This window comes from Streptomyces sp. NPDC028308, assembly GCF_055565855.1.
The window spans coordinates 182,084-208,141 of record NZ_JBVHTO010000002.1 but is presented as its reverse complement, the minus strand read 5'-3'; the positions used below and the strand labels follow the sequence as shown (position 1 = coordinate 208,141).

Sequence of the window (26,058 nt, the reverse complement as noted above, 5' to 3'; positions counted from 1 at the left end):
TCGCTGTGGCTCACTGGGAGTCCTAGGTGAAGGCACGCCGAGCGAAATACCGAGAGGGCTCACCGGCGGATCCGGTGAACCCGTTCCGAGGTGACGCCGTCAGACGTCGGCCGGGGGACGCTGAGCGCCCTGGCGCACGGTGCGACGATCACCCGGTGTCGGCGATACGTTCTCCCAGGTCGTACTCGAGTTCCCCTCGCTGCTGCATCCCCCGCTGCAAGAGCTTTCGGATGCGCTCGTGAGCCTCCGGCCAGGTCAGGGAAGCGCGGAAAGTGTCCTGACCTGCGGTCAAGTCGGCCTCGGTGGGCAGGGTGGAACGGTTGACGAGCGCCTTGACCTCGGCCAGCGGCTTCCGGTCGAACGAGGCGATTCTGTTGGCGACGCGCTCTACGTGGGCGTCCAGCTCGGCATCGGGGAGGGCCCGATTGATCCAGCCGTACCGTTCGGCCGTCTCGGCGTCGAAGTCGTCGGCTCCCGCGATGATCTCCAAAGCGCGCCCTCGTCCGACCAGGAGCGGAAGCCTTTCGGTCGCTCCGCCTCCGGGGGTGATGCCCGCCGCCACCTCTGGCTGCCCCAATACTGCCTTCTCCTTGCTGGCGAAGCGCATGTCGCAGGCCAGGGTGAATTCGGAGCCGACTCCTCGCGCCCGGCCGCGGATGGAGGCGATGGTGATGACGCGGGAACGGGTCATGCGGGCCGCGATGTCCAGCCAGGTGGGTCCCGTGTAGGGCTTCTCGGGCGGCATCAGATCGAAATGGGCCAGGAAGTAGTCGGGGTCCGCGCTGTCGAATACGACTACTTTCAATTCGTCGTCCGATTCCATCTGGTCGACAAGGTCTCCGAGCGCCGCGAAGACCTCGTAATCGACCAGGTTGATGGGCGGCTTGTCGAAGGTGACGCGCCAGTACGCCGAGGTTCGTTTCACCAGTCGGAACGGGGAGAGAGTGCTCATGCTATGAAGCCTACGCCGCTTAGCGAGCCGATTCGTGTCCGGCCTGCGGCGAATGTGAGATTACCGCTCCTTGACGCGGCAATCATCCGTACGGGTGCAGCTCGCGTCCGGTGCGGTAGTCGCCTTGCCGCCGGATGTATCTCGCTTCGGGCTCACCGCAGACTGTCGGCGGTTACGTGAGAGGCAGCAGTACGAGCGTCGAGCGGGGGCAGCCGTCAGCCCGCCGACTTCGTGAGCGGCGCCGAATCGAGAAGTGCGGCGGCGGCCTTGCGGGCGGTCGTGGCCGCGGACGGGTCGCGATCCATCCGCGCCGCCTGTTCCGCGCCGTCGTACAGGAGGTGCAACTGACGGGCCAGTTCTTCCGGTTCGGCGAAGCCGGAAGAGGTGGCCAGTTCGGTGAGCAAGCCGCGGACCCAGGCTCGGTACTCCTCGGCAGCGCGACGCACCATGCTGTCGGCCGGGACCTCGGCAGTGGCCCGTACGAACGCGCAGCCGTTGTAAGCCGGGTCGGTGAACGCCTCACCCTGTGCGTCGAAGACGCCGAGCAACTGCTCACGCGGGGTGCGGAAGCGTGTCAGGGACCGGGTGATCCGCTCGCGGCTGCGATCCCGACGGAAGTCCAGGTAGGCGCAAACGAGGCCTTCCTTGCTGCCGAAGGTGTTGTAGAGGGACGCCTTGGCCACACCGGCGTGCTCGATGACACGGTCGATGCCGACGACCTGCACGCCCTCACCGTAGAAGAGTTCGTTGGCCGCCTGGAGCAGTCGCTCCCGCGCCGGGGTTCGGGTCCCGGTCCTGCTGGTCGCCATTTTCGACACCTCGCTCAGACAGATCTGTCTATGGTAGCGCTGGGTATGAGGTCACCGCTCCGCCATCTCCGCCGAGGGTGCGGGCGTGACGGCCAGGTCGGCCGGTCGCACCACGGCGACCCGCTCGGCGCGACGGCCGCTGACCAGTAGCGCGGTCAGTGCCACAAGGGCCAGCAGGATGACGGCCCCGCCGTACTCCCGAGTGGTCGCCACCAGCCCGCCGCCGTGCACCACCAGGAGCCCGCCGATCACGGCCGGGACGCCCAGGCCCACGTAGCAGATGACGTACAACAGGGACAGCACACCGGCGCGCTCGTGCGGCTCGACCAGGGGCACGACGAGCCTGATGCCGCCCTGGAAGCCGCCGCCGAATCCGAAGCCCGAGACCGCCGCGCCGATGAAGAAGCCGGTCACCGAGAGGGTGCCGCCGCCACCGGAAGCCACTGACACCAGGGTGATCAGCACCCCGACGGCGAGTGCGCCGATTCCGATGAGCATGACCTTGCGGGTGGCCGTCCCGCGCAACACCACGACGGCCAGACCGGCGGAGGAGGCCAGCACGAACAGCGGCAGTCCGCCCCACACCACGGAAGAGGAGTGCACGAGCGTGCGGACGATGGCCGGTCCCAGTGCCGCGTACAGCCCGGTCAGGGCCCACACCGCGAACATGACCGGTGCGGCGATGGCCACGGCCGCGCGCGCGGAGCGCGGCAGCTTGAACTCAGGGGCCATGCTGGCCAGCGCGCCCCGCTTGCGGGAGACCGTCTCGCCCATCACCAGCACGGCCAGTGCCTGTAGGGCGAAGACGCCCAGCAGTAGCAGGTAGACCAGGCGGGTGGGGGAGGGCAGGTACTGAACGACCAGCCCGGAGACCATTGCGCCGCCTGCCGTGCCGATCGTCGGTGCGAGGGAGTTCAGGAAGCCTCCCCTGCGCGCGTCGATGTCGAGCATCCCGGCGCCCAGGGCTCCGACCGCGGCACCGGTGCTGACTCCCTGGAGGACGCGGGCGGCCAGAAGGGCGTCCACCCCGCCGGCCTTGACGAACACGACCATCGCCAGCGCCTGCCCGAGCAGCGCGACCACCAGCACGGGGCGACGGCCGACATGGTCGGAGATCTTCCCGAAGACCAGCAGGGAGAGAAGCACGGCCACCGCGTAGACGCCGAAGACCACTGTGACCGTGACGGGGGAGAAGCCCCAGCGCTCCTGATAGATCGCGTAGAGCGGCGTCGGCGCGCTCGACGCCGCCAGCAGGGACACCAGGATCGAGGCCAGGACGGCAATGGAGGTGACGGGGCCGAGGCGCCCGCGTCGCGGAGCCGCATGCGCCCCTGGTCGGCTTCTGGGCGCGCCCAGCGAATCGGACTGAGGTGTGGAAGGTGCGGAACTCATGCGATCACTCTCGAATCAGCAAGGGGACCGACTCATAGTAGACAGACCTGTCTGATGGTGGACCACTCATAGTCGTGAGACATGTCGCAGGAGGTTCTGCGTCAGCCGGGAATACGCGGGCGCGGCCCGGACGGCCACGCCCCGCCGTGTCGGCCGTAGCGTCACGCGGTACGGGTCGCGTGCTGAGTGCCGGTCGCCAGGCAGTCCGCTCACCGCGGCGCGGTGTCGATGAGTCGGCCGTCGCTTGCCACTGCAGGGAGGGGTGGTGGGCCGGACAGGGTGTGTCGAGCGTCGTGCAGGCCTTTGTTGGCTCGCAGGTCGGGGGCGTCAGCTGAGGCTTGGGCGGTGAAGCGGGACACATCGACATCTCCTTGACTAGTCAAACATAAGGAGGCATGCTTGACGGGTCAAGTAAATTGCTCTCCAGGTTCGTCCACGGACCGGGAGTGGCAACGGAGCAACGGAAGGAAGGCCATGCCTGCCAGCGCCTTCGAGGTCGGTCTCGACTCCTTCGGGGAAGTCGCCACGGACGGCGGTCGGACGCTCGACGATGCCGAGACCGTCCGACTCCTGGTGGAGGAGGCGAAGCTCGCGGAGGCTTCGGGGATCGACGTCTTCAGTGTCGGCGAGCACTACCGGCCGGGGCACGTCGACAGCGCCACTCCCGTTCTGCTCGCCGCCATGGCCACGGCCACGGAGCGTATACGCCTGGGAACGTCCGTGACGGTGCTGAGCACCAATGATCCGGTGCGGCTCTACCACGAGTTCTCGACCCTGGACGCGGTGTCGAACGGCCGCGCACAACTCGTCCTCGGGCGCGCCTCGGCCACGGAGTCGTTCCCCTTGTTCGGGTACGACATAGCCGACTACGAGCAGCTCTTCGAAGAGAAGCTGGACCTTTTCATACGGCTGCAGAGGGAAGAATGGGTGACGTGGAGTGGGGAGACCCGCACCTCTGTCACCGATCAGCGGTTGCGTCCGCGGATGCGAGCCGGAGGAATACCGACCTGGATCGGCGTGGGTGGCAGCCCCAACTCCGTCCTCCGCGCCGCCCGATACGGACTGCCGATGATGCTGGCCATCATCGGTGGCCGGCCCCAGCGCTTCACCAGCCACGTCGCTCTCTACCATCGGGCGCTCGAACAGGCAGGACATGACCCGCAGCCGGTCGGCCAGCACTCGCTGGGACTGGTCGCCGACACCGATGAAGAGGCGAGAGAGACCTGGTGGCGGTACTGGGAGCCGGTCGTGACCGAGCTCGCGGAGGAGCGCGGCTTCTACAAGCCGGACCGAAAGCGCTACGAGGCCGAACTGGACCAGGGCGCGCTCTTCGTCGGATCCCCGGAAACGGTCGCCCGCAAGATCGCGGGAGTCGCTCGTGACCTGCACCTGAGCCGGTTCGACCTCAAATACGACATCATGCACCTCCCGCGCCAGGCGCGCGCCCGCAGCATCGAACTGCTGGGCCGCGAAGTCGCGCCGCGGGTACGGGAGATACTGAGCAAGGAAGCCGCACATGTCTGAACTCGTCCTCGGCCTGGACACCTTCGGCGACGTACCCGAAGACGATTCGGGTGCACTCGTCTCCCATGCGCGCTCGATACGCCAGACCGTCACCGAGGCCATCCTCGCGGACGAGATCGGCGTCGACGTCCTCGCACTGGGTGAGCACCACCGCCCCGAGTACTCGGTCAGCACCCCGGAGACGGTGCTCTCCGGTATCGCCACCCGAACCAAGCGCATCCGCCTGTCCTCCGGCGTCACCGTCCTGAGCTCCGACGACCCCGTCCGTGTCTTCCAGCGGTTCGCGACTCTCGACGCGCTGAGCGACGGGCGGGCCGAAGTCATCCTGGGACGCGGCTCGTTCACGGAGTCGTTCCCCCTGTTCGGCTACGACCTCGCCGACTACGACATTCTCTTCGAGGAGAAGCTCGACCTCTTCGTGCAGTTGCTCAAGGAGCAGCCCGTCACGTGGAAGGGCACCGTGCGGCCGCCGCTCGACCACGCGGAGGTCTACCCGACGACGGAGTCCGGTCATCTGACGACCTGGGTCGGTGTCGGCGGCTCCCCGCAGTCGGTGGTGCGTACCGCTCGGCACGGACTTCCCCTGATGATCGCCGTCATCGGCGGTTCCCCGACGCGCTTCGCGCCCTACATCGATCTCTACGAGCGCGCCACGGCCCAGTTCGGCACCACCGCGTATCCGGTCGCCATGCACTCGCCCGGTTTCGTCGCGGACACCGACGAGGAGGCCCGCGAGGCGCACTGGCCGGGTTACCGGGTGATCCGGGACCGTATCGGCGCCCTGCGCGGCTGGCCGCCGATCCGCCGGGAGGAGTACGAGGCCGAGATCGCACACGGATCGCTGTACATCGGGTCGCCCGAGACGGTCGCCCGCAAGATCGCCCGGGCCGTGAGCGAACTCGGCGTCGGCCGGTTCGACCTCATCTACACCGCGGGCTCCCAGTCGATCAGCGCTCGCCTCCGTTCGGTCGAGCTGTACGGCACGAAGGTGATCCCCATGGTCCGCGACATTCTCGCCGGCTGACCCGTGAGAGGAGACGAAATGGCAGTCGAAGACGTGCGCACGATCGGCATCCTGGGCGCCGGGAAGGTGGGAACTGTCCTAGCTCGGCTGGCCGTTGCCGCCGGCTACCGCGTACTCGTCGCGGGCTCGGGAGCACCCGACAGGATCGCGCTCACCGTCGAGGTCCTCGCCCCGGGCGCGGTCGCCGTGACCGCGGCCGAGGCGGCGGCACAGGCGGACGTCGCGATACTGGCCCTTCCCCTGGGCAAGTACCGCGGCATCCCCGTCGACGCGCTGCGCGGCAAGCTCGTCATCGACGCGATGAACTACTGGTGGGAGGTCGACGGCGTACGTGACGACTTCACCGACTTGCGCACCTCCACCAGTGAGCTGGTCCAGGCGTTCCTGCCGGAATCGCGGGTCGTCAAGGCGTTCAACCACATGGGGTACCACGACCTGGAGGACGAGGCGTCGCCGCAAGGCGCGGTCGGGCGCAAGGCGATCGCCATCGCCGGTGACGACCCGGCGGACCTCTCGGTGGTCGCTGTCCTGGTCGACGCCCTCGGCTTCGACCCGGTCGATGCCGGCTCGCTCGCGGAAGGCGTGCGGCTGGGGCCGGGTACCGAGCTCTTCGGAGCCAACGTCGCCGCCGGCGAACTGCGGGCGATGCTCGACCGGTTTCCCACGTCGGTACGCGGACGCCAGATCGCCGAGGCCCGCTCCGCTCACGCAGCAGACGTGAACTGAGTCATGTCGCGTCCCGAGCGAGGCGAGTCAAGGGCGCCATGTCGGTTGTGGGGCGCGCCATCACTCCCGTAGGGAAGCCGCTCCGGGCAGCGGATAGCGGTTGCCGCCGGCGACCTCAAAGGCGCCGCGCCATGCCGCAGCCGGAAGGGGGCCGCGGCGAGGTTCGGCGGAAGGACACCGTTGCCCGGAGTACGCCGCCGCCGTCCCAGATGCGTCGCAGCAGTGGTCTTTTGACACCCGGCTGATGGCCGCCGTACGCTATAGACGACCGGTCGGTCAATAGTGGTCAAGGTCCTGTCTCGCCAGCGCGCTTGCCGGTGGGCGTGCGTACCGTCGTAGTGCCGCCCCTTCGCGCGACCTGATCCAGTACATCTCCGGCCGATGTAACGACCACCGTGGTGACCATTGGAGTTCCCGTGAACGCATCCCCATCGCCCGAGTCTGTGACCACGGTCGACTTCTGGTTCGACCCGGTGTGTCCCTGGACGTGGCTGACGTCCCGCTGGATGCTCGAAGTGACCAAGGCTCGACCCGTCGAGGTGTCCTGGCACGTCATGAGTCTGTCCGTCCTGAACGAGCACCGCCTGGACGAGCTGCCCGAGCGCATCCGCACGTTGATGGGCGAAGCGTGGGCGCCGGTGCGGGTTCTGACGGCCGCACGCCTCACCCATGGGGAACAGGTGCTCGAACCCCTCTACACCGCCCTCGGAACCCGCTATCACTTGCAGCAGCGGCCCAAGGACCGGGCGACCTTGGAAGACGCCTTGAGGGAGGCCGGGCTGCCCGTGGACCTGGCCGACGCCGGCGACACGGACCGATACGACGAGGAACTGCGCGCATCCCATCGCAGGGGCATCACCTTGGTCGGCGAGGACGTCGGCAGCCCGATCATCGCGGTCCCCGGCTCGGAGGCGGGCAGCGAACCCACCGCATTCTTCGGCCCCGTCGTCAATCCCACCCCCAAGGGCGAGGACGCCGCGCGGCTGTGGGACGGAGTGCTCACCGTGGCCTCCATGCCGAACTTCTACGAGCTCAAGCGCACGCGCACCGGCGGCCCCGACTTCAGCTGAGCGAAGTACGGAAGCGGGGCGACTTGGATCTCGCCGGATGTGTGAAGTGAGCGGCGGCCGGACCACGTCGGCGTTCGTACTGGGTACGACCGTCGGCTGTGGTCCGGCCGCCGCTGTCCTGCTTCTGATCGAGTCCAGGAACGATGAGTTGCCTTAGATGGAAGCGGCCAGGGTGCAGGCGGCGGCTACTGAGATCAGGCAGAACATCACCGGGGCCATGGCGGCGTTGCGGGTCTTGCTGTCCGCGTAGTCGCCCCACTTCACGTGGTAGGTGACCGCGCCGATGAGCAGGACGACCATGCCGAGGGCGGCGGCTATGCCGAGGGGCTGCCACCAGATGCCGACCACCAGCCCCACAGCCGCGGCCACTTCGGCGAGGCCGATGAAGCGGACGAGGCCGGAGCTGAGTCCCTTGGCGACGAGGCCCTCCGGCACATCGCCCTTCAGTTGGGCCTTCGGGGCGCCTGCGGCGAGCGAGAAGAGGGCGAGGAGAACACTGAGGATGACAGCGGCGATGTACACGAGGGTCCTTGTTCGGAGACTGAAGGGGAGAAGTGGCCATGTCGCGCCGGGACTTGTGGCTGAGCGGGCGTGAGCCGTCCAGCACATGACAGTGCGGTCCGTTCGCGGTGAGGAACGGGCGTCTGAGTCGTCCGGACGCTGACAGGCGTCGCGGGGCCACGCAGGGCTGCGGGCCACTGACAGGTCGGAAACGGCTGTGCACAGGAAGGTCCGCCCGGCTTGGGGTGTGCCGCGCCCCGACGTATACGGGAGCCGGCCACGGCGGCCATGAGGTCCGGACCGTCGTCCACCCGACCGCGTGACGCAGGGGGTCCACTCGCCCAGGGCGTGTGGACCCCCCTCTTCCTGCTCACCGACTCCGTGCGACTGTCCGCAGCAGACGGTTTCTCGTGGTCCTCGTGGGACGTTGAGGGCGAGCGGAGACCGGTTGTGCCGGGATGTCACCGCCGGTGCCGTGTCCGATGTAGCCGGCCCGCGGGCGAGGGTTGTCCGTGGTGCCGCGGGTTCGTCCGGCTCGGTTGGTCGGGCGGCTGGTCAGGCGGCGCGGAGCGGGGCGAGCGCGCGGCTCCAGGCCAGGACCTGGTCGAGGGTGGCGTTGAGCGCTTCCACCTGGTGGTCGCCGGGCTTGAGAACGCTGAAGTTCTCGAAGTCGTGGAAGAGCGAGAGGCCGACCTGGGCGCGCACGTCGGCCATCTGGAGTTCGCCGGCGACGAGGCGCAGGTGCTCCACCGCGCGGGCACCGCCCATGGCGCCGTAGCTGACGAAACCGACCGCCTTGTTGTTCCACTCGGCGAAGAGGTAGTCGATCGCGTTCTTCAGCACGCCGGACGTCGAGTGGTTGTACTCGGGCGTCACCATGATGAAGCCGTCGAAGGAGGCGATCTTGCTCGCCCACTCCTGGGTGTGCGGCTGCGAGTACTGGCCCATCGAGGGCGGCAGCGCCTCGTCGAGGTGGGGAAGCTTGTAGTCGAGCAGGTCGACCAGCTCGAACTCGGCGTCCGAGCGCTTCGAGGCGACGTCCAGCACCCAGCGGGCCACGCCCTCACCGTTACGCCCGGGGCGCGTGCTGCCGAGGATGATACCGATCTTGGTCATACCGAAGCCTTTCGTGTGGGTGACCCGCGAGCCGCCCTACTTAATTGCTGCTACAAGCAATCTAACACCATAAGTTGTTCAGTCAAATAAGTGCCGATGGGTGGACCCCGGGGAGTGGGGGGCGAGGCCGGCCCGAAGTTCGTGACGCGGGGGAGTCCGGACGGACGGCGGCTCCCGCCGTCGCCAGGCTTCCGGGGCTCGTCCTCCGGCGTTCGTCCGACCCGTACCCCCGGGACTGCGGAGCCCACGGCGCCTCCGGTGAACACGGCGGAGATGTAGACGGCGTCGAGGCGCGCCCTGATGGCGGGCTGCGCGGCGAAGACGCGTGCCTGGTCGGCGATCTGGCCGCTGGTCGCGCCGTAGCCCAGCAGGTTGCGCCGGCGCGTGCTGTCGGCTGAGGAACCTGTGCAGCTACGGTGCGTGGACGTGGCGGCCGCCCGGGCGGGAGTGCTACTCGGGGTCATACGAGTCTGTTCCAGGTGAGTTCGGCCGTACGGTCCGCGCCCCAGAGCCGGGTGGGGGTCGTCACGCCGAGGCGGAGGAGCGAACCGGCGAACTCCACCTTTCGTACCTGGGTCAGCCCGATCCAGTTCGGGAAGAGGCTGGTGGTGACGTGGTGCTCCACGGTGTGGGGGTCGACGACCTCGAAAGTACCGCCATAGGCGACGTAGCCGGCCGCCGTCCGGGCCAGGTCGTCGGGCCCCGCCTCCTCGAGACGCGGTGTGTTCAGAGGGAGCCGGTCTCCGCGCCCGAGCTGGGCCGACATGTATCCCTCGGGCGTGTAGACGATCAGTCCGTACGGGTCGGGACCGAAGGGGAGGAAGACCTCTCCGTCGGCGCTCTTTGCCGTGTATGAGACGAGCTGCCACGCGCCGAGGAGCCGCATGCGGACCTCGTCGCGTGCGTCGGGCCCGTCGTTGCCGTTCGCGGCCTGGTTGTTCATGGGCACGGGAGTGCTCCCTTCTGTGGGGGACGAGCGGCCCCGTCCGGCGGGCGGAGGGGGCCGCGGCGAGGGCTCAGCGCCGGGTGAGTTCTCCGTCGACCAGCCGCCAGAGGTCGAGCGGGTTGGTCTCGCGCAGCGGCTCGGGCAGCAGTTCGTCGGGGAAGTTCTGGTACGTCACCGGACGCACGAAGCGTTCGATCGCACCCATACCGACCGAGGTGAAGCGGCTGTCGGAGGTGGCCGGGAACGGGCCGCCGTGGGTGGAGGCGTAGGAGATCTCCTGCGGGATCGAGAAGGCGTTGAACACGATGCGTCCCGTGCGCCGCTCCAGGATCGGCAGGAGCTGCTCGGTGGTGGTGCGGTCGGCCGCGTCGGCGTGCAGAGTGGCCGACAGCTGTCCGCGGAAGGCGCGCGCCGCCTCCAGCAGTTCCTTCTCGCTGGTCAGCTTGACCAGCAGGAGCGTGGGGCCGAAGACCTCCTCGCGCAGGGTGGGTTCGGCGAGGAGTTGTTCGCCGGTGACCTCCAGCAGCAGGGCCTGGCCGTCCGTGTCGCCGGCCGGGGCGGCTCCGTGGCCGAGGGTGGTGGCGCCGTGGTCCTGGTGGCGCTGGACGCTGCGGGCGTACGTGTCGTGGATGCCGGGAGTGAGCATGGGCCGGGCGTCCCACTTCTTCACCTCGGCGGCGGCCGCGTCACGCAGTTCGGCGTAGCCGGGGCCGTCCACGGCGAGGAGGATGGCGGGCTTGAGGCAGGCCTGCCCGACGTTGTACATGCCGCGCTGCACCAGTGCGGTGCCGATCTCGGCGCCGCGGGCGGCGAGCGCTCCGGGCAGGACGAAGGTCGGGTTGACGCTGGTCATCTCGGTGAAGACCGGGATGGGGTCGGGGCGGCGCTGGGCGCGGCGGTAGAGGGCCATGCCGCCGGCCTCGGAGCCGGTGAAGGTGACCGCCCGGACCAGGGGGTGGTCCACGAGGGCTTCGCCGATCTCGTTGCCGGGGCCGCGGACGAGGGAGAAGACGCCCGGGTGGAGTCCTGCTTCGGCGACGGCTTCCTGGATGACGCGGCCCTGGATCTCGGAGGCTCCCGGGTGTGCGTTGTGCGCCTTTACGACGACCGGGCAGCCGGCGGCCAGAGCCGAGGCGGTGTCCCCGCCCGCGACCGAGTAGGAGATCGGGAAGTTGCTGGCGCCGAAGATCGCCACGGGGCCGAGAGCGACCTTCTGCAGGCGGTGGTCCATGCGAGGCGTGGGCAGGCGGTCCGGCTGTGCGGGGTCGATGGCCGTCTGGAGGAAGCGGCCCTGGCGGACGACGGTCGCGAACTTGCGGAACACCGCGGCGGTACGGACGACCTCGCCCTCGAACTGCGCGGCGGGCAGGCCCGTTTCGAGCGACGTCCGGGTGGCGAGTTCGTCCTTGACCGCTTCGAGCTTGTCCGCGATGAGGTCCAGGAACGCGGCCCGCTCGGCGAGCCCGGTGTGGCTGTAGCTGTCGTAGGCGTCGTCCGCCAGCCGCAGGGCTCGGTCGACCTCGGCGGGGCCGCCGAAGGCGAACTCCGGCTCGATGAGTTCTCCGGTGGCCGGGCTGAACGCCTTCATCGACCCGGTGGCGGCGGGCACACGCTCTGCGCCTATGAACAGTTCTCCGGTGAGGGTCATGAGTGTGCTCCCTTGAATGCGTCGACGAGCTCGGCGGTGGTGGTGATGGCGTGGGCGTAGGTGGGCCCGTTCAACTCGTGGGCGGCGTGCATCATTTCGGGCATGAAGGCGGCGGTGGCGTCCCGTACGAGCGTGACGTGGTACCCGAGCTCCATGGCGAAGCGGCCGGTGGACTCGATGCAGGTGTTCGCCAGCAGGCCGACCAGCACCACGTGGGTGATGCCGTGCTGCTTGAGCCGGAAGTCGAGGTCCGTGTTGGCGAAACCGCTCTGCGCCCAGTGCTCGGCGACGACGACGTCGCCGAGCTGCGGCTGGAAGTCCGGGTGGAACTCTCCGCCCCAGGTGCCGCGCGCGAAGCTGTGCCGCTCCATGATGCCGAGCTGGGTGGGATTGGGGTGGCTCCAGGTCTGGTAGTCACCCTCTTCCCAGCGGCGATGGGGGACGAAGACGACGGGCGCCCCGGCCTCGCGGGCGGTGGCCACCACGGACCGCAGGTGGTCGAGCAGGTCCAGTTCCTTCGCCATCGTCTTCAAGCGCGGCCAGATCTTGCCGCCCTCGGAGAGGAAGTCGTTGTACGGATCGACCAGCAGCACGGCTGTGCGGCGCGGGTCGTAGGGCTGGATCATGGTTCCGCTCCGATCTGGATGATAGACATCATCTTGATCTGAGGATTATTGGCGTCATCCTGAAAGTCAAGCGTGAGATGCGGCGATCCCGTTGTAGTGGGCCAGTGTGTATGATGGCCGTCATCCAGTCGTGTGTCGGCCGCACGGCTCCGTCGCACGGAAGGCAGGGTTGTCATGGGCCACTCGCAGGCGGACAAGGCGGCGACCCGCGAACGCGTCCTGAGGATCGCGTCGCGCAGGATCCGGACCGACGGGGTCAACCGCCCGGGCGTCGCGGAGCTCATGCGCGAGGCCGGGCTGACTCACGGCGGTTTCTACAAGCACTTCGACTCCCGGGACGACCTGATCGCCCAGGCCGCCGCCTTCGCCCTCGCGGAGGGGACGGCGAAGATGGAGCGGTCCGCGCACAAGAACGACGAGGACCCGCGAGCCGGCCTCATCGACGCCTACCTCGCCAAGCAGCACCGGGACGGACCGGCCACCGGATGCGCCCTGGTCACACTCGGCGCCGCTGCCGGACGCGGCGGCCAGCACCTCAAAGAGGCATACGAGAAGCAGGTCCGCACGTACCTGGACCTCATCGCGGGTCTGGACGACGACAGCGAGGACGCGCACGCCGAGGCCATGCTCACACTCAGTGCGCTGGTCGGAGCCGTCCTCATGTCGCGGGCCGTGGCCGACAAGCACTTCTCCGACGAACTGCTGAAGACGGTGACCGACCAGCTGACCCGCGACGACTCCCGCCCCGCCTCGGCCTGACGCCCACCCCGGCGCCGCTCGAGGAGGCCGAACCGGCGCAGGGCGCGTCCGGGGGAGAGGTGCGCCGCCGAGGGCTCCTGAGTCGCCGCGTCCGGCAGGGTGAATCGGCCGGTTCCGTTGGGGCTGGTCAGCCTGCCCACACCCGTGCTGGTCGGCGGCCGGGCGAGGGCCTTCACCTGGCTGTGGCCACGCCTCGGGCGGGCAGCCGCCCGGCGCAAGCGGCTGCGAGAGTTCGCCGAAGGGTGCCGCAATCCGAGCCGCGTCGTCACCGCTCCAGAAGTACGAGCCCACGCCGACGTCCCACAGTCGCGCCCGGCCCGGGTGTCGGGCGGGCACACCGCGGTCGCGTACGGCTTGGCCTGCCACTTGTACGACCCGAAGCATCCAGCCGCGCCGCCCTCCCTCGCGACGCACCGGGCCCCGAGATGAGCGCCGCGCTCGCGTCGATCCCGTCGGCGGCGAAGAATTGGACATCAGCGGAACGACCGAGCCTCTACCAATGTCCCGGCAGTCGCCGCGCTGGAGGGAGCCATCCCGTGGGGAGCAGCACACCAGGAGGAGAAGAGCATCGCAACGGTGGCCCCAGCCCCGTCCACGGTGCGGACGTGGCGGAGGTCCTGCACCACGCCGTACGCGAGGCGCGGGGCCGGCTCGACGCGGTGGCGGCCGCGGTCTATCTGGTGGATGACCAGCGCGATCTCCGGCTGGCGCTGACCGGCGGGAGTGCTCCCTCGCTCTTCACGTTCCCCGGCCGGATGGCACTCGACGGGGCCTCGGCGACGGCGCGCGCCTGGGCCACGGGCAAGGCGGCCGAGCTCATCGATCCCGATCCCGCGGGTCCGGAACAGGAACACGTACTGCCGTACCCGTACACCGCCCTGTCGGCGCCCGTAGCCACCGCCGGCCGACGCTTCGGTGCCCTGACCGTGCTGCGTCTGGAGACCAAGGGCGCCTACCGACCCGCGGAGTGCGAGGCGCTCGAAGACATCGGACACCGGCTCGGCCGAGCCCTGGACGGACTGGCGGACGACGGAGCCGACGTAGCCGCCGGGCCGACGCCGATGCTGGTGCCACCGGACGCGGAGGTGGACACGAGCGTGCACACCCCCGACTGGGGTGTGCTGAGCGTCCCGGGGTCCGCCGGGATGAGCATGATGTTCCCGCTGCGGCGCCTTGCGGAGCTGCTCAACCGCGCCACGACCATGGACGAAGTCGTGGCCGCGGCCGAGTACTGCGTCATGTCCCCGCTGCGCGCCGAAGCGATCGTGCTCGTCCAGGAGCGCGAGGGTCGCCTGTGGGTGCTGGGACGCAGCGGTGACTCCGCGGAGATGGCCCGCACAATCCACGGGTCCGGTGTGGACGACCGGACACCGGCGGCAGCGGCGTTCCGAGGACGTCCCCTGTATGTCACCGGAGAGGAGTCGTCGGCCGGCGGCGAGACCGGTAGCGGCGAGACCCGAACCAACGCCTACCTGCCGCTCAAGGGGGACGGGCAGTTCGTCGACCTGCCGTTCGCCGACCGCACCCGGATCGTCGCCGTGTGCTGTCTGTCCTTCTCGGGGGACCGCCGGTTCCCGCCCGAGGAGCGAGCAGTCCTCGGCATGATGGCAGGACTGCTCGGAGCAGCGGTGGAACGTGTCGCACTGAGTGCCGAGCAACGCGGCGTAGCCCAGTTCCTCCAGCGGTTCCTGCTCCCCTCGCAACTGCCGGACCTGCCCCGGCTGGTGACCGCGGCACGGTACCGAGCCGCCGACGGGACCTCCAAGGTGGGCGGCGACTGGTTCGACGTGTTCGAGATCGCCGACGACTGCGCGGTGCTGATCATCGGGGACGTCGAGGGCCACGCGATGGAGAGCGCCGCGGTGATGGGCCAGGTGCGTACCGCGATGGCCTCGTACGCGATCGAAGGCCATCGCCCTCCGGCGCTGATCGAGCGGACCGGCAGAGTACTGGCCGCGCTGGGCACCGGCCTGACGGTGACCTGTTGTGTCGTCGGGCTGGACACCTCGGACGGCACCGCGGAAGTGGCGCTGGCCGGCCACCCCGCCCCCCTGGTGCGCCGACGGGACGGGACCCTCGAAACCCTGGACGCGCCGGCCAACGTGCCCCTGGGTGTGCCCATGGCGCACACCTACCAAGGTCGCGAGCACACACTTCAGGCCGGCTCGGTCGTGATGCTCTACACCAATGGCCTCGTCGCCACCCCGACCGCCGGTCCGGAGGCCTGCGCGCAGGCATTGCTCGGCTCCGGCGACAGGTCCGCGTCCGACCTCGAGGATCTGGCCGACAAAGTCGTCTCCGACCTCAGATCCCCCGAGCAACGCCGTGACGACGCCGCCCTGTTGCTCGCTCGGTACGACGGCGCACGCGGCAAGGACGAGCCCCGGGCGGCCGGACTGCACATCCAGCGACGTGATCTGCGCGGCGTGAAGGCGACCCGCAAATTCGTGCACGACCAGCTCGGGTCCTGGGGGCTTCAGGACATGGCGGACGCCGTGGAACTCGCGGCTTCCGAGATCGTGACCAACGCGCTCATCCACGCCGGGAGTGATGTGGACGTACGTCTGCGGGCCTTCGCGGACCATCTCCGGCTGGAGGTACGGGACTCCGACGCGAATCCGCCCATTCCGTCCCCCCTGTCGATGGCCGAGGACGAGATCCCCGAGGCCGAGCACGGGCGCGGCCTGCTCATCGTGGACGCGGTGGCCGACGAGTGGACGAGCCATCCCAACGGTCAGGGCAAGACGGTGTCCATGAAGATGTCCATCCCGGCGCCTTGAGGTGCCATCGGCACGGAACTCCCCCTGAACGAATAACCGGTAGCCGGAATGAGTCGACCGGTCGTCTTGTTGCAACGATCAGATCGCCGGCGTCCTAATCAAGCGGACGCGGCCGATCCCAATGGCCGCGCCCCTGGCGCTGATACGGAAGCGAACAAGCGCGTGATGAACCACCCGACTCCCTCCGGGTCCGGACCGTCCTTCTCCGCGGACGAGAGTGTGACCTGCTGGTGTGAAGCCGAGGTCCTCCTGGACGGCCCTGTCTCCTTGCCGGTGACACTGGCCTTCCACTATGCCGCCGACGAGCCCTACAGCGTGCGCATGGTGGTACACACCGGCTCGACACCGCCCGTGGAGTGGGTGTTCGCGCGGGACCTGCTGACGGAGGGGCTGCGCAGGCCGGCGGGGCTCGGGGATGTGCAGGTGTGGCCCGCCCCGCGCAGAGCGCATCAGCTGGAAGCCGGAGGGGGTGCGGTGCGCATACGTATCAGCTCGCCCGACGGGACGACCGTCCTGTCCTTGCCGGCTCGGCCTCTGCGCGGCTTCGTCGAGCGGAGTCTGGAAGAGGTGCCCTCCGGAGCGGAGACCGACATGCTGCATGTGGATGAATCCCTCAGCGCATGGGTGGCCGAGGGGCGGGCGGAGGACGGAACACTGTGAGCTCGGCGCCGAGCGACAAGCGCACACGTCGGCGCGGAAACGCCGTCGTCCACGTTGCCTGAAATGAGACAACATCTCTTTCGGTGGACGGATGTTGTTCGTGACGGGGAGCGAAGAGGCCTCGAACGCACCGCGTACTCCCCCTACACGTAGACTGCTCTGCACGTGCGGGGCTCGGGCCTGCAAGGGGAGGGCGTCGTGCAGACGAGCGACAACGAGCGCCAATGGGTTGCCGCGTATCACGTGCCGCTGAACATCGCCGCGATGCACGTGAGTGGCGTTCTGCTGTGTGTCGGTTTGTTCTGGATTCCAGCTGCGTCCGCGGAAACCTATACCCAGACCATCGAGTTGATGCTCACGGTCCTGCTGTGCCACGTCGCCATCCAGATTCCCGCCGGTCTTCTTGCCTCCTTTTGGGCAGCCCGCGGCCAGACGGTCAAGGCCGGCCTGGTCGCGCTGGGACTGGCCACGGCAGCCACATGCGCGCTCTACGTGTGCGCGGGGCACCAGCCGGCGACGTGGCCATTTTGGTGGCAGACCTGGGGATGCCTCTGTGTCTCCTTGAGCAGCTACGTGGGGCTGTGCACTCTGAGGCGCTCCACTGTCGAGCGACGGGTCGAACGATTCAAATACTCTGTCCAGACACTCGCCATGTGGGCTTTGCTGCGTCCACCACGGCGCGGTCTCCGCTGACCGGGAGATCGCACAACCAGTTCCACATTCGTGCCAGAGGCTCCATGGCGGACGCGGCGATCTGGGACGCCGGGATCACGCGGCGGTAGTGCCGCTCCCGGCGGAAGGCGCGGAGGCGGGCTCCACCGGCGTCGCCAGGTCGACGTCGTCCAGCGGTGTCTCGTGCCCGTCCGTGCCGACGAACGCGACGCGCAAGGGGTCGCCGCTCGTCCTGCTGGTCCGGCGGACCAACGGGCCGTCGGGATGCGGGCAGTGCTGGTCGCCCCACTGTTGCAGGGCGCCGAAGAGCACCATGAGTTCACGTCCGGCGGGCGTCAGGTGGTAGGCCATGCGTGACCGGGCTCCGGCCTCCCGGTAGGGCCGCTTGTCCAGGACACCGCCCTCCACCAGGACTCCGAGCCTCTGGGTGAGCACGTCGCTCGCCACCGTCAGCCGGTCCCTGAAGTCCGAGTAGCGCGTCGCTCCGCTGAGTGCCTCGCGCAATATCAGCAGGCTCCAGCGGTCGCCGAGCAGCTCCAGCGTGCGGCCGATGGAACAACGTGTGTCACCCGCGGCAGGTGCGTGATTTCGCTTCGGCATGCTGCCATCCTACCTCTGAGACGGTTTTTCCAATTCAGGTGCTAGATTGGATTACAGGTTCCAGGTCGCCCGGATCCGTGGCGCCTACGGACACAGCCAGGGCCGACCGCCCGGAGGCCGCCGCACGCCAACCGTGAGGTGCGGCGTAGCGCTCGCCGGACGTCCGCACCTCGGCGGTGCCGGCGGAATGTGGGCCCGTCGGTTATGGCCTCCCCCTCGGCGGCGAGAGCGTCTCGCACCTCGCACCTACACCCTTCACCTCTCAAGGAGTCCTGATGAGCGCCAACCAGCAGTTCGCCGTCGAAGAGGTCAGCCCCTCCTACTGGCGGGTGACCTTCTCCAACGGCGAGATCAACCTGATCGACCCCGACACCATCGAGCAGCTGGCCGAGCTGGTCACCCGTATCGAAGAGGCACCGGAACTGACCGCCGTCGTCTTCCGCAGTGCCAACCCGGACTTCTTCATGGCCCATTGGGACATGCTGTCCGACCGCTCCCGCGTCGCCGCCATGAAGCCGGCCGCCTCCGGCCTGCACCCCTTCGCCGACAACCTCTTCCGGCTCGGCAAGGTCCCCGCTGTCACGGTCAGCGAGATCAACGGACGCGCCCGCGGGGCCGGCAGTGAGTTCGTCCTCGCGACGGACATCCGCTTCGCCGGACCTGGCGCCATCCTCGGCCAGTTCGAGGTGGGCGTCGGATCGGTTCCCGGCGGAAATCCCACCGGACGGCTTCCGCACCTCGTGGGCCGCGGGCGCGCACTGGAGATCCTGCTCGGTGCCGACGACTTCCCCGCCGACCTCGCGGCGGCGTACGGCTACGTCAACCGCGTACTGCCCGAGAACGAGCTGGAGCAGTTCGTGGACGGCTTCGCCCGTCGCGTCGCCGGTTTCGACAAGACCGCCGTCACCCGGATCAAGGCCCTGGTGGACGTGGAATCCCTTCCTACGGAGCAGTCCTACGGCGCGAGTCTGCAGGCGTTCTTCCAGACGTCCGGCCGTCCCGAGAACGCCGACCGCGTCCGGTCCCTCTTCGAGCGCGGTCTCCAGCAGCCCGACGGTGTGGAACTCGACCTCGGGCGCCGCGTGGCCGAGTGAGTGGTGGCGGATGTCGCGGGGTTCCGGCCTTCCGCACGCGCAGGTCACATGGAGACCGCCGAAAGCCTCCTCGCCCACGGCATCGCCGGATGACCCGCGTGGGGACCGACCGCGACGGCCGCCCACCTCCTGTTCGGCTCCCGAGTCCTCGTAGCCCACAGGGATGTCTGCTCGCCCGGCCCCACGCGCGCCCCGCCTGCCTGCTCAAGCGACAGAGGGCAGCCTCCGGTACTGATGCCTCCCACAGCCGGTCCGCGCGGTCCGGGTCGAGTGCGTAGCGGGCGACGTCCGTCATGCTTCCCGTACGGCGGTCGACAACTCCCGTCATGAGAAGGATCGGGTGTGCGGGTCACGGCACCAGAAGGGCTTCCTGTTCGGTCGGCTGGGTGCCGCCGTGCCAGGGCAACACCTCCCCGAAGCGGACCAGTTCGCCGTACAGGGTGGGATCCGTGGAGGTGGCCAGGACCAGGTCGAGTACGGCCCTCGCCGCCTGCTCGGGGGACTGTGCCGAGCTGTAGTCGGTGAACCAGGGGCGGGACGCGGCGGTGTCGACCATGCCCGGACAGACCGAGGCGATCAGCGTGCCGTCCGCGAGGTCGCGCGCTCGCCGTTCGGCGGCCACCGCGCGGACGGCGGCCACCTGGGCGACCTTCGACGGCAGGTTCAGCCACAAGGGCCAGCCGGCTTCGCCCGAGGTGCCGTGGTGGACCGCCGAACGCCACGACTCCACCACGCGCTCGACCTGGTCGAGACTGGCGCCGTCGAACAACGGGCGTACCCCTTCAGGGAGATGGCCGAGAGTTCCCAGGGAGCTGGCGACGACGAGCAGCCGCCCGCCGGGCCGCAGAACCGGCGCGAATGAGCGCAGCACGGCGTGGGTGCCGCCGTTGGCGACGTCGATGAACTCGTCGGCCTGTGCGGCTTGCGAGACGTCCGGCAGCAGTCGTGCGGTGGCGTTGGAGATCACCACGTCGACTCCGCCGTGCCGTTCGCGTAGTTCCTCGGCCAGGGTGGCGACAGGCTCGGGACGCGAGACGTCCAGGACGCGGCCCTCGACGCGGGCGACGGTGTCAGGCGATCGCCGGATCTCCTCTGCCGCGACGGTGACCCGGCTCGCGTCGCGCCCCGTGAGAAGGACGACGTCCTCCGCACGCATACGGGCTGCCAGACCGGCGACGAGGGCCCGGCCCAGTCCTTGGTTAGCTCCGGTCACGAGGGCGATTCGAGAAGTACTCATACGTCCACGGTGACGTCCGCACATTCATGAGTCCAACGACAAACTTGCAACCGAGGTATGCGTATACGTCATGGGCGGCGCCGCTGCGGCGCCGAGTTCCCTCGATCTGACTTGCCGCCGGTCCTGGGCGGCGGCTGCGGGCGAGGGCCGTACGGGTAGCGCTTCTGACCTGGCCTTTTGTTGATAGTCGGGCGGTCGTCTATTCTGCAAGGAGTTCAGTGAAACCGTGATCGACCGGGTCGGACTTCCAGCACCTCGATGGGATCAGCCGCCGGCGCTGCGAATGGAGAACTCAGATGATGCGAGTCGAGATGTGGACCGACGTCGCCTGCCCGTGGTGCTACGTCGGCAGGGCGCACTTCGCCAAGGGCCTCGCCGCGTTCGCGCACCGCGACCAGGTGGAGGTCGTACACCGTTCCTACGAGCTCAATCCGCAGGCCGAGAACGGCACGGTCCCGATCATCGACGCCGTCGCGGCCCAGTACGGCCGTACCCGTGCACAGCAGGTCGCCAGGGAGGAACAGGCCAAGGGCATGGCGAACGCCGTCGGGCTCGAATTCCGCGTGGGCGAACGGGTCTTCGGCAACACCTTCGACGTGCATCGTCTCGCTCACTTCGCCAGGACCCGCGGCCTGCAGAGCGAACTGCTCGACGAGGCCTTCCGCGTCCACTTCGCGGACGAGTCCTCGATATACGACACGGAGACCCTGGTGGCCCTCGCCGTGAAGGCCGGCCTTCAGGAGACCGAGGTGCGGGAGGTGCTCGGCAACCCGGACGCCTTCGCCGAAGAGGTGCGGTCCGACGAGCGGCTCGCCGCCGAACTCGGTGCGAGCGGTGTGCCGTTCTTCGTGCTGGAGCGACGCTACGGCGTCAGTGGTGTCCAGTCACCCGAGGCGTTCACCCGGGCGCTGGAACAGGCGTGGGCCGATCGCCCTGCTGCGTAAGGTGTGCGTCGCTGGCGGCCCTCGGTGCCCGGGTCGGCAGAACAACACGAGGCCACCCTTCGCCCGCCGATGGAGGAAATCCGCTGCTGCGCACGGGACTTGGACCGGACCGTCGAGGTCTTTTCAGACCTCTCTCTGAGCACGCTCGTGCGGCCCGGCCTGCTGGTGGCAGTCCGGGCCGCACGCTTTCATGCCGGGGGCGTAGGTCAGCCGTCGGACTCCGGCGACGGGATGTAGGCGCCGGGCACGTCGTTCGGGGCGTAGATCTTCTTCTCGCCAGGGTACGGACGCGTCCAGTTGTGGGTCTGGTACCAGGTGAGGTGGTTCATCTGGGCCGGGTTGGCGTAGTCGGGGAGAGTCGCTTTGCCGCGGCGGTTCCGACCGTGCGCGCCCGGCCGCCACGACACGGCACGGGAGTCGTCCGAGCCGTGGGGAGGTAGCCGGCCGGGTGATGCGGGCCGGCCGAGGGCGTGACAGTCAGTCAGGGCGCTTGGCCATGACGACCACACCCGGCCCGCTGTAATCGGTCGGCGGCAGCCGGAGTTCGGCGACCGGGCTCAGACCGGCCTCCACGATCAACTCCACGAGCTGCTCCGGCCGCCACTGGTGCGTGGTCCAGCGGACGGCTACGCCGCCGTATGCCTCGGTGCGCAACGCGTCCTCGTCCCCGACGTGTGTCGCGGTGATGAGGTAGCCGCCGGGCTTCAGAGCGCGCGCGAACAGGGCGAGGACCTGAGGAAGCACGTCACGGGGCAGGTTGAACAGCGACCACCATCCGAGTACGCCGCCGAGGGACGCGTCCTCGAGGTCGAGCTCGGTGGCCGAGGCGACACTGAAGCGGCAGTCCGGATGGAGACGGCGCGCGTTCTCGATCATGCGAGGCGAGAGATCCACCCCGGACACGTCCATCCCGCGCTCGGCGAGGTAGCCGGTCACCGTTCCGGGACCGCAGCCGACATCGAGCACCGGCCCCAAATCTCCTACGCTGTCGGCGAAGGCGTCGATCGAGGCCTTGAGCCACGGGTCACGGCGGATGTCGCCGATCCCTGTAGTCACCACCATGTGGGCGTAGTTGTCGGCCACGCGGTCGTAGGACTCTCGAACCGTGTCGAGATCGGCCGGGCGGTCGATCGGGTGTGTGCGCATCACCCAACGATAGGACTCGGACGGGCGGTTCGGGGCAACTCGCAGTACGGAACGGCAAGTTCGGCCTTGGCCACGGCCGGAGCCGAGCAGGCCGTTCACACCCTGCTGACGGCTCCGCCAAGACAGTCGACTTCCGTCGCACTCCTGCTGTTCCCGCTTGCTGGCGTCCGTCCATCTTTTCTCGGTGCGAGGGCGGAGGCAGGCCCTGGAGAACCAGGCGGGCGAGCGCGTCGGCCGTCGAGTTTCTGTCCTGTCCCGCCATGGGGGAGGCGGCGGGATTCATGCGGTCGGCGAGCGGGTCCTGAGTCAGTGCCAGTGCGGGGCCGCTGATCGCGAAATAGATGATGTGCGACCGCACGCGCGGAATGCGTCCGCCTGCCACGAGACGCTCGATGGTCGGCTCGATGCTTTCCCGGAACGGTTTGACGAAACGCTCGTGGAGATGGTCCAGGCGGTCCGAATCCCGCGTCGATTCGTCCGCCATCAGGTGGTTCAAGCCGGAGGCGTTCGCGGCCAGCCGATACAAATGTCGGATCACTTGTTCCAGGCGTTCGCCGTCATCATGGTGCGTCGCGAGCGCTTGTCGAGCTGGGGTTGCAGGTCCGCCCGGGCGAATTCCACCGCGGCCAGCAGTTGCGACGTTCTGGGGTCATGGGAATTACGTCACGGCCACCAAAACCTCATCATTCCGAACGACGTCGGGCAATGGCGTCGACGCCACATGCGTGGCACATGAACAGAGTTTCTCATAAGGGTCGTGAACTGCGAGTGAGGTATCGGGCTCGATCGCGGGGCTTGACAGCTGTCAGACCGCGGAACATGCTTGCACCGTCAAGCAGTTCTGCGGTCGGCAGTCGTCGACCTTGCTCTTGAGGAGTGTCCTGTGATGTCCAAGAAGGCCCTGGCGACCGAGCCCGCCACGAACGCCACCACCACGCCGAGGAGGCGTGGGAAGCTGGTCGGAGCCGTGACCGGTCTCGCCGTTGTCGCCGGCCTGGCCGCCGTGGCTGTCCCGGCCGCCGCGGAGGACCAGGTTTCGCACGTCACCTCGGCCGGCCACTCGTCCGTTCACCGCCACTACCTGTCGCCTCTGCAGGTCACTTCGGCGTACTACGCCAGCTACAACGGCGACCTGGCGGCCGCGTTCGATCGCTACATCTCCAAGGATCTGGTGCTCCACGGCTTCAACGGCCCCGAGAGCCGTGAGGACTGGATCAAGGGAGATCTCAACATCAAGGCCGGACTGACCGGTTTCAAGATGACCGTGCTGGACCAGATCGTGGAAGGCGACAAGGTCGTCACGCGCTGGGAGTTCGGGGGCCGGCACACCGGAACGATCTTCGGCATCCCCGCGTCCGGCCGCGAGGTGCGGCTCAGCGGCATCTCGATCGACCGCGTGGTGAAGGGCCAGTCCATCGAGCACTGGTCGGAAGGGAACTTCGGCAGGTTCCTGGACGACCTCCGCGGAGAGAGCACCTCCGGTGCGGCCGCGTCAGGCGCCAAGTAGCGATCCTGAACGGTATGCGGCGGTCCTGGCCGGAGCGCTCCGGCCAGGACCCACCGTCGGGCGGTGCCGGGGCGCACCGAACGCCCGGTGCGCCCCGGCACCGCCCTCGCAGTTGCACGCACCAGACTTCCCTCAGCTGGCCGGGACGAACGGTCGATCACGGCCGACCTGAAACCACACGACAGACCCTAGGGTTCACGCATGCCGGGCCGGCTCCGGGCAAGCGCAGACGCCGCTCATCGGGCCCCCGGCCGTCCTCCGTCCGTTCACATGCCGTTCAGCGCACAACCATCAGCCGTTGCCGCGTGTCTGGCAGGTGAATCACACTCGCGCGTGCGCTCGACCTCGCGCGCGCTTCAAGGAGGAACCGTGGGAATCCGCCGCCCCGCCATATCGACCGCCGTAGCCGCCGCCCTCATCGGGTCGTTCGGCGTGCCCATCCTGGCGGGCTCCGCATCCGCCGAGGGCAGTGCCGCCACCGTACGCGAGGACTTCAACGGCGACGGCTACCAGGACATCGCCGTCGCCGCTCCCGGCGCGCAGGTCGGCGGTCACACCTGGGCGGGCTACATCGCGATCACCTACGGCTCGGCGCAGGGCCTCGACCCCGCACGCACCACGGTCATCCACCAGGACACCCCCGGCGTCCCCGGCGCCTCCGGGGACAACCAGGTCTTCGGTTACGACATGATCGCCCGCGACCTGGACGGCGACGGACTGACGGACCTGGCCCTCGTCACCCGCGACTACCAGCCGGAGACCAACGTCAGCGGATCGGTGATCGTCCTCTGGGGCCGGACGACCGGCATCTCCGGCCAGGACGCCGTTCGCATCAAGGCACCGGCCAACGCCCAGGTCGGCGCCGACATCACCGCCGGCGACTTCGACCACGACGGGCACGTGGACCTGTTCATGGGCAACGGCGAGGAGTACGACTACCACGACGTGCTCTACGGCCCCTTCGACCGCGACGGTTCTCCCGCCCGTGAGCAGCAGCTGCTGGTCTACAGCACCGACAACACCATCAACACCACCGCCGCGGGCGACTTCAACGGCGACGGTATAGAGGACCTCGCGACCTTCTACGTCTACGAGAACCACGCCGAGGGCGGCAAGCTCTGGCTCGGCACCGAGGACGGCCTGTCCACCGTGCCCCAGCGCCTGAACTCCGCGGCGAGCGCCGCCGTCGCCGACTTCGACCAGGACGGCTACGCCGACCTCGCCACCCGGATCTTCCCCAACGGCGACACCGAGAACGAGGAGGACTCCGGCACCGTCAAGATCTACTACGGCTCGCCGTCCGGTCCCAGCCAGACCCGTACACGGACGATCACGCAGAACACGGCGGGCGTGCCCGGGGTGAGTGAGAAGAGCGACCAGTTCGGCGGGCGACTGAGCGCCGGTGACGCGAACGGCGACGGCTATCCCGATCTGGCGGTCGGCGTCCCCGGGGAGGCGATCGGCTCGAAGGCAAAGGCCGGCGCCGTGGTGCTGCTCAAGGGTGGCGCGGGCGGTCTCACCGGCACGGGCGCGCAGGCGTTCCACCAGGACACGACGAGCGTGCCGGGCGCCGCGGAGGCCGGCGACCTGTTCGGCGGCTCGACCCGACTGCTCGACATGACCGGCGACGGCAAGGCCGACCTGATCGCGGGCGCGCCGGGTGAGAACCTCGGCACCATCGTGAACGGCGGCGCGGTATGGCTGCTGCGCGGCAGCACCTCGGGCCTGACCGCCTCGAAGTCGGTCGCTGAGAACCCGGTGGACATCAGCGCAGTGGCGTCGAAGGCACTGTTCGGCGAGAACCTGAGCGGTGACAACGGCCCGGGAATGGCGATCCCGTAAGCCTCCCGACGCGGTCATGAGCGGGCCTGTGGCGAGGTCGTCTCGCCACAGGCCCTTCTGTCTAGGCGGGTAAGCCTCGCAACTGACCCGCCTGACAGACATTTCGTGCAATGTGTCGTCATGGTGGAACCCGCCCTCCCTCGCGAGCGCTGAGGTCACCGCGGGTGCCGACCATCCGTGCCGATGCGCGAGAATGACGTCGGCCCTCAGGAGCACGCTCTCAGGCCGGCGGCTGCCGCCGTATGCCTATTGACCTGCACAGATCCGCTGTGCTTCGCTCGGCGGATCGAGGTGAGAACTGGTTCGGGCCGGGGGAGAGACGTCCAGTGAGAGCGGATGGCGGGACACATGGGCACGCGCGCCCGCCGACGCTCCGTGGTCCGTAGGTCGAGCAGGTGGGCCGTCTCGGGGCACCGGCGCCGAATCCGCACGGTGTGATCCGAAGGTCGGAACCTGTCCGGAACCCGAGCGGTGTTCTTTCCG

24 protein-coding genes are annotated in these 26,058 nt (G+C 68.8%); 12 read left to right on the top strand and 12 right to left on the bottom strand.

Annotation, left to right across the window (positions count from 1 at the left end; all coding sequences use genetic code 11):
* Positions 1-148 precede the first annotated feature (148 nt).
* The 3 genes from ACZ4VA_RS05205 to ACZ4VA_RS05195 form a co-directional block, all read right to left on the bottom strand.
* Positions 149-952, bottom strand: coding sequence for an enoyl-CoA hydratase/isomerase family protein (locus ACZ4VA_RS05205; protein ID WP_356170764.1), 804 nt, complete (start codon positions 950-952; stop codon positions 149-151).
* Positions 953-1,167: 215 nt separating this feature from the next.
* The gene (locus ACZ4VA_RS05200; protein WP_468079864.1) at positions 1,168-1,761 is read right to left on the bottom strand and encodes a TetR/AcrR family transcriptional regulator; all 594 of its coding nucleotides are present in this window, start codon (positions 1,759-1,761) and stop codon (positions 1,168-1,170) included.
* Between the two features lie 51 nt (positions 1,762-1,812).
* Positions 1,813-3,153 carry an MFS transporter gene (locus ACZ4VA_RS05195; RefSeq protein ID WP_468079862.1) on the bottom strand — a complete coding sequence of 447 codons (1,341 nt, stop codon included), beginning with the start codon at positions 3,151-3,153 and terminating at the stop codon, positions 1,813-1,815.
* A gap of 474 nt (positions 3,154-3,627) precedes the next feature.
* Here ACZ4VA_RS05195 and ACZ4VA_RS05190 point away from each other — a divergent pair, with 474 nt between their 5' ends.
* From ACZ4VA_RS05190 to ACZ4VA_RS05175, 4 genes are all read left to right on the top strand, one after another.
* Complete coding sequence (locus ACZ4VA_RS05190; protein WP_356170773.1) at positions 3,628-4,677, top strand: LLM class flavin-dependent oxidoreductase; 1,050 nt, start codon at positions 3,628-3,630, stop codon at positions 4,675-4,677.
* Positions 4,670-5,701, top strand: a complete 1,032-nt coding sequence (locus tag ACZ4VA_RS05185) for an LLM class flavin-dependent oxidoreductase (RefSeq protein WP_356170776.1) — start codon at positions 4,670-4,672, stop codon at positions 5,699-5,701. The genes ACZ4VA_RS05190 and ACZ4VA_RS05185 overlap by 8 nt, the downstream gene beginning before the upstream one ends.
* 18 nt (positions 5,702-5,719) lie before the next feature.
* Positions 5,720-6,427, top strand: coding sequence for an NADPH-dependent F420 reductase (locus tag ACZ4VA_RS05180; RefSeq protein ID WP_356170779.1), 708 nt, complete (start codon positions 5,720-5,722; stop codon positions 6,425-6,427).
* A gap of 416 nt (positions 6,428-6,843) precedes the next feature.
* Positions 6,844-7,497 carry a DsbA family oxidoreductase gene (locus tag ACZ4VA_RS05175; protein ID WP_468079859.1) on the top strand — a complete coding sequence of 218 codons (654 nt, stop codon included), beginning with the start codon at positions 6,844-6,846 and terminating at the stop codon, positions 7,495-7,497.
* 153 nt (positions 7,498-7,650) lie between these two features.
* Here ACZ4VA_RS05175 and ACZ4VA_RS05170 read toward each other — a convergent pair whose 3' ends face one another.
* The 5 genes from ACZ4VA_RS05170 to ACZ4VA_RS05150 form a co-directional block, all read right to left on the bottom strand.
* Positions 7,651-8,019 (bottom strand): DoxX family protein, encoded by a 369-nt coding sequence (locus ACZ4VA_RS05170; protein WP_468079857.1) that lies wholly within the window; start codon positions 8,017-8,019, stop codon positions 7,651-7,653.
* Positions 8,020-8,553: 534 nt separating this feature from the next.
* Positions 8,554-9,114 carry an NADPH-dependent FMN reductase gene (locus ACZ4VA_RS05165; protein WP_355786252.1) on the bottom strand — a complete coding sequence of 187 codons (561 nt, stop codon included), beginning with the start codon at positions 9,112-9,114 and terminating at the stop codon, positions 8,554-8,556.
* Between the two features lie 460 nt (positions 9,115-9,574).
* Entirely contained in the window at positions 9,575-10,057 is a 483-nt protein-coding gene (locus ACZ4VA_RS05160; RefSeq protein WP_356170833.1) for a lipocalin-like domain-containing protein, read from the bottom strand.
* Positions 10,058-10,130: 73 nt separating this feature from the next.
* Positions 10,131-11,708: an aldehyde dehydrogenase (NADP(+)) gene (locus ACZ4VA_RS05155; RefSeq protein WP_468079855.1), complete on the bottom strand. Its 1,578-nt coding sequence runs from the start codon at positions 11,706-11,708 to the stop codon at positions 10,131-10,133.
* Complete coding sequence (locus ACZ4VA_RS05150) at positions 11,705-12,334, bottom strand: cysteine hydrolase family protein (RefSeq protein WP_356170791.1); 630 nt, start codon at positions 12,332-12,334, stop codon at positions 11,705-11,707. Before ACZ4VA_RS05150 ends, ACZ4VA_RS05155 begins: the two co-directional genes overlap by 4 nt.
* Positions 12,335-12,508: 174 nt before the next feature.
* On the opposite strand from ACZ4VA_RS05150, the gene ACZ4VA_RS05145 reads away from it, so the two are divergent.
* The 4 genes from ACZ4VA_RS05145 (at position 12,509) to ACZ4VA_RS05130 (ending at position 17,226) form a co-directional block, all read left to right on the top strand.
* The gene (locus ACZ4VA_RS05145) at positions 12,509-13,093 is read left to right on the top strand and encodes a TetR/AcrR family transcriptional regulator (protein WP_356170794.1); all 585 of its coding nucleotides are present in this window, start codon (positions 12,509-12,511) and stop codon (positions 13,091-13,093) included.
* A gap of 605 nt (positions 13,094-13,698) precedes the next feature.
* On the top strand, positions 13,699-15,873 hold the full coding sequence (locus ACZ4VA_RS05140; protein ID WP_468079852.1) for a SpoIIE family protein phosphatase: 2,175 nt from the start codon (positions 13,699-13,701) through the stop codon (positions 15,871-15,873).
* Between the two features lie 273 nt (positions 15,874-16,146).
* Entirely contained in the window at positions 16,147-16,533 is a 387-nt protein-coding gene (locus ACZ4VA_RS05135) for an SsgA family sporulation/cell division regulator (RefSeq protein WP_468080314.1), read from the top strand.
* Positions 16,534-16,731: 198 nt separating this feature from the next.
* Complete coding sequence (locus ACZ4VA_RS05130) at positions 16,732-17,226, top strand: hypothetical protein (RefSeq protein WP_468079850.1); 495 nt, start codon at positions 16,732-16,734, stop codon at positions 17,224-17,226.
* Positions 17,227-17,301: 75 nt separating this feature from the next.
* On the opposite strand, the gene ACZ4VA_RS05125 is transcribed toward ACZ4VA_RS05130, so the two are convergent.
* Complete coding sequence (locus ACZ4VA_RS05125; RefSeq protein ID WP_356170806.1) at positions 17,302-17,805, bottom strand: winged helix-turn-helix transcriptional regulator; 504 nt, start codon at positions 17,803-17,805, stop codon at positions 17,302-17,304.
* Positions 17,806-18,080: 275 nt separating this feature from the next.
* On the opposite strand from ACZ4VA_RS05125, the gene ACZ4VA_RS05120 reads away from it, so the two are divergent.
* A complete protein-coding gene (locus ACZ4VA_RS05120; protein WP_356170809.1) occupies positions 18,081-18,899 on the top strand; it encodes an enoyl-CoA hydratase/isomerase family protein in 819 nt (272 codons plus the stop codon).
* A 349-nt stretch (positions 18,900-19,248) separates the two neighbouring features.
* Here the strand turns inward: ACZ4VA_RS05120 and ACZ4VA_RS05115 are convergent, their stop codons facing one another.
* Positions 19,249-20,136 (bottom strand): SDR family NAD(P)-dependent oxidoreductase, encoded by an 888-nt coding sequence (locus tag ACZ4VA_RS05115; protein WP_468079847.1) that lies wholly within the window; start codon positions 20,134-20,136, stop codon positions 19,249-19,251.
* Positions 20,137-20,432: 296 nt separating this feature from the next.
* On the opposite strand from ACZ4VA_RS05115, the gene ACZ4VA_RS05110 reads away from it, so the two are divergent.
* Positions 20,433-21,080, top strand: coding sequence for a DsbA family oxidoreductase (locus tag ACZ4VA_RS05110; RefSeq protein ID WP_356170815.1), 648 nt, complete (start codon positions 20,433-20,435; stop codon positions 21,078-21,080).
* A gap of 206 nt (positions 21,081-21,286) precedes the next feature.
* Here the strand turns inward: ACZ4VA_RS05110 and ACZ4VA_RS05105 are convergent, their stop codons facing one another.
* Together ACZ4VA_RS05105 and ACZ4VA_RS05100 are read right to left on the bottom strand one after the other, a co-directional pair.
* Positions 21,287-21,409 (bottom strand): hypothetical protein, encoded by a 123-nt coding sequence (locus ACZ4VA_RS05105; protein ID WP_468080344.1) that lies wholly within the window; start codon positions 21,407-21,409, stop codon positions 21,287-21,289.
* Between the two features lie 148 nt (positions 21,410-21,557).
* Positions 21,558-22,226, bottom strand: coding sequence for a class I SAM-dependent methyltransferase (locus ACZ4VA_RS05100; RefSeq protein WP_468079844.1), 669 nt, complete (start codon positions 22,224-22,226; stop codon positions 21,558-21,560).
* An 886-nt stretch (positions 22,227-23,112) separates the two neighbouring features.
* Here ACZ4VA_RS05100 and ACZ4VA_RS05095 point away from each other — a divergent pair.
* Entirely contained in the window at positions 23,113-23,733 is a 621-nt protein-coding gene (locus ACZ4VA_RS05095) for an ester cyclase (RefSeq protein WP_356170824.1), read from the top strand.
* 369 nt (positions 23,734-24,102) lie between these two features.
* Positions 24,103-25,575 (top strand): FG-GAP-like repeat-containing protein, encoded by a 1,473-nt coding sequence (locus ACZ4VA_RS05090; RefSeq protein ID WP_356173568.1) that lies wholly within the window; start codon positions 24,103-24,105, stop codon positions 25,573-25,575.
* Positions 25,576-26,058 lie beyond the last annotated feature (483 nt).

Coding starts and splice junctions, on each gene's coding strand:
- ACZ4VA_RS05125 (WP_356170806.1), bottom strand. CDS start 17,805: ATGCCGAAGCGAAATCACGCACCTGCCGCGGGTGACACACGTTGTTCC.
- ACZ4VA_RS05095 (WP_356170824.1), top strand. CDS start 23,113: ATGTCCAAGAAGGCCCTGGCGACCGAGCCCGCCACGAACGCCACCACC.
- ACZ4VA_RS05155 (WP_468079855.1), bottom strand. CDS start 11,708: ATGACCCTCACCGGAGAACTGTTCATAGGCGCAGAGCGTGTGCCCGCC.
- ACZ4VA_RS05120 (WP_356170809.1), top strand. CDS start 18,081: ATGAGCGCCAACCAGCAGTTCGCCGTCGAAGAGGTCAGCCCCTCCTAC.
- ACZ4VA_RS05190 (WP_356170773.1), top strand. CDS start 3,628: ATGCCTGCCAGCGCCTTCGAGGTCGGTCTCGACTCCTTCGGGGAAGTC.
- ACZ4VA_RS05165 (WP_355786252.1), bottom strand. CDS start 9,114: ATGACCAAGATCGGTATCATCCTCGGCAGCACGCGCCCCGGGCGTAAC.
- ACZ4VA_RS05150 (WP_356170791.1), bottom strand. CDS start 12,334: ATGATCCAGCCCTACGACCCGCGCCGCACAGCCGTGCTGCTGGTCGAT.
- ACZ4VA_RS05115 (WP_468079847.1), bottom strand. CDS start 20,136: ATGAGTACTTCTCGAATCGCCCTCGTGACCGGAGCTAACCAAGGACTG.
- ACZ4VA_RS05180 (WP_356170779.1), top strand. CDS start 5,720: ATGGCAGTCGAAGACGTGCGCACGATCGGCATCCTGGGCGCCGGGAAG.
- ACZ4VA_RS05105 (WP_468080344.1), bottom strand. CDS start 21,409: ATGAACCACCTCACCTGGTACCAGACCCACAACTGGACGCGTCCGTAC.
- ACZ4VA_RS05145 (WP_356170794.1), top strand. CDS start 12,509: ATGGGCCACTCGCAGGCGGACAAGGCGGCGACCCGCGAACGCGTCCTG.
- ACZ4VA_RS05205 (WP_356170764.1), bottom strand. CDS start 952: ATGAGCACTCTCTCCCCGTTCCGACTGGTGAAACGAACCTCGGCGTAC.
- ACZ4VA_RS05200 (WP_468079864.1), bottom strand. CDS start 1,761: ATGGCGACCAGCAGGACCGGGACCCGAACCCCGGCGCGGGAGCGACTG.
- ACZ4VA_RS05110 (WP_356170815.1), top strand. CDS start 20,433: ATGATGCGAGTCGAGATGTGGACCGACGTCGCCTGCCCGTGGTGCTAC.
- ACZ4VA_RS05195 (WP_468079862.1), bottom strand. CDS start 3,153: ATGAGTTCCGCACCTTCCACACCTCAGTCCGATTCGCTGGGCGCGCCC.
- ACZ4VA_RS05160 (WP_356170833.1), bottom strand. CDS start 10,057: ATGAACAACCAGGCCGCGAACGGCAACGACGGGCCCGACGCACGCGAC.
- ACZ4VA_RS05100 (WP_468079844.1), bottom strand. CDS start 22,226: ATGCGCACACACCCGATCGACCGCCCGGCCGATCTCGACACGGTTCGA.
- ACZ4VA_RS05185 (WP_356170776.1), top strand. CDS start 4,670: ATGTCTGAACTCGTCCTCGGCCTGGACACCTTCGGCGACGTACCCGAA.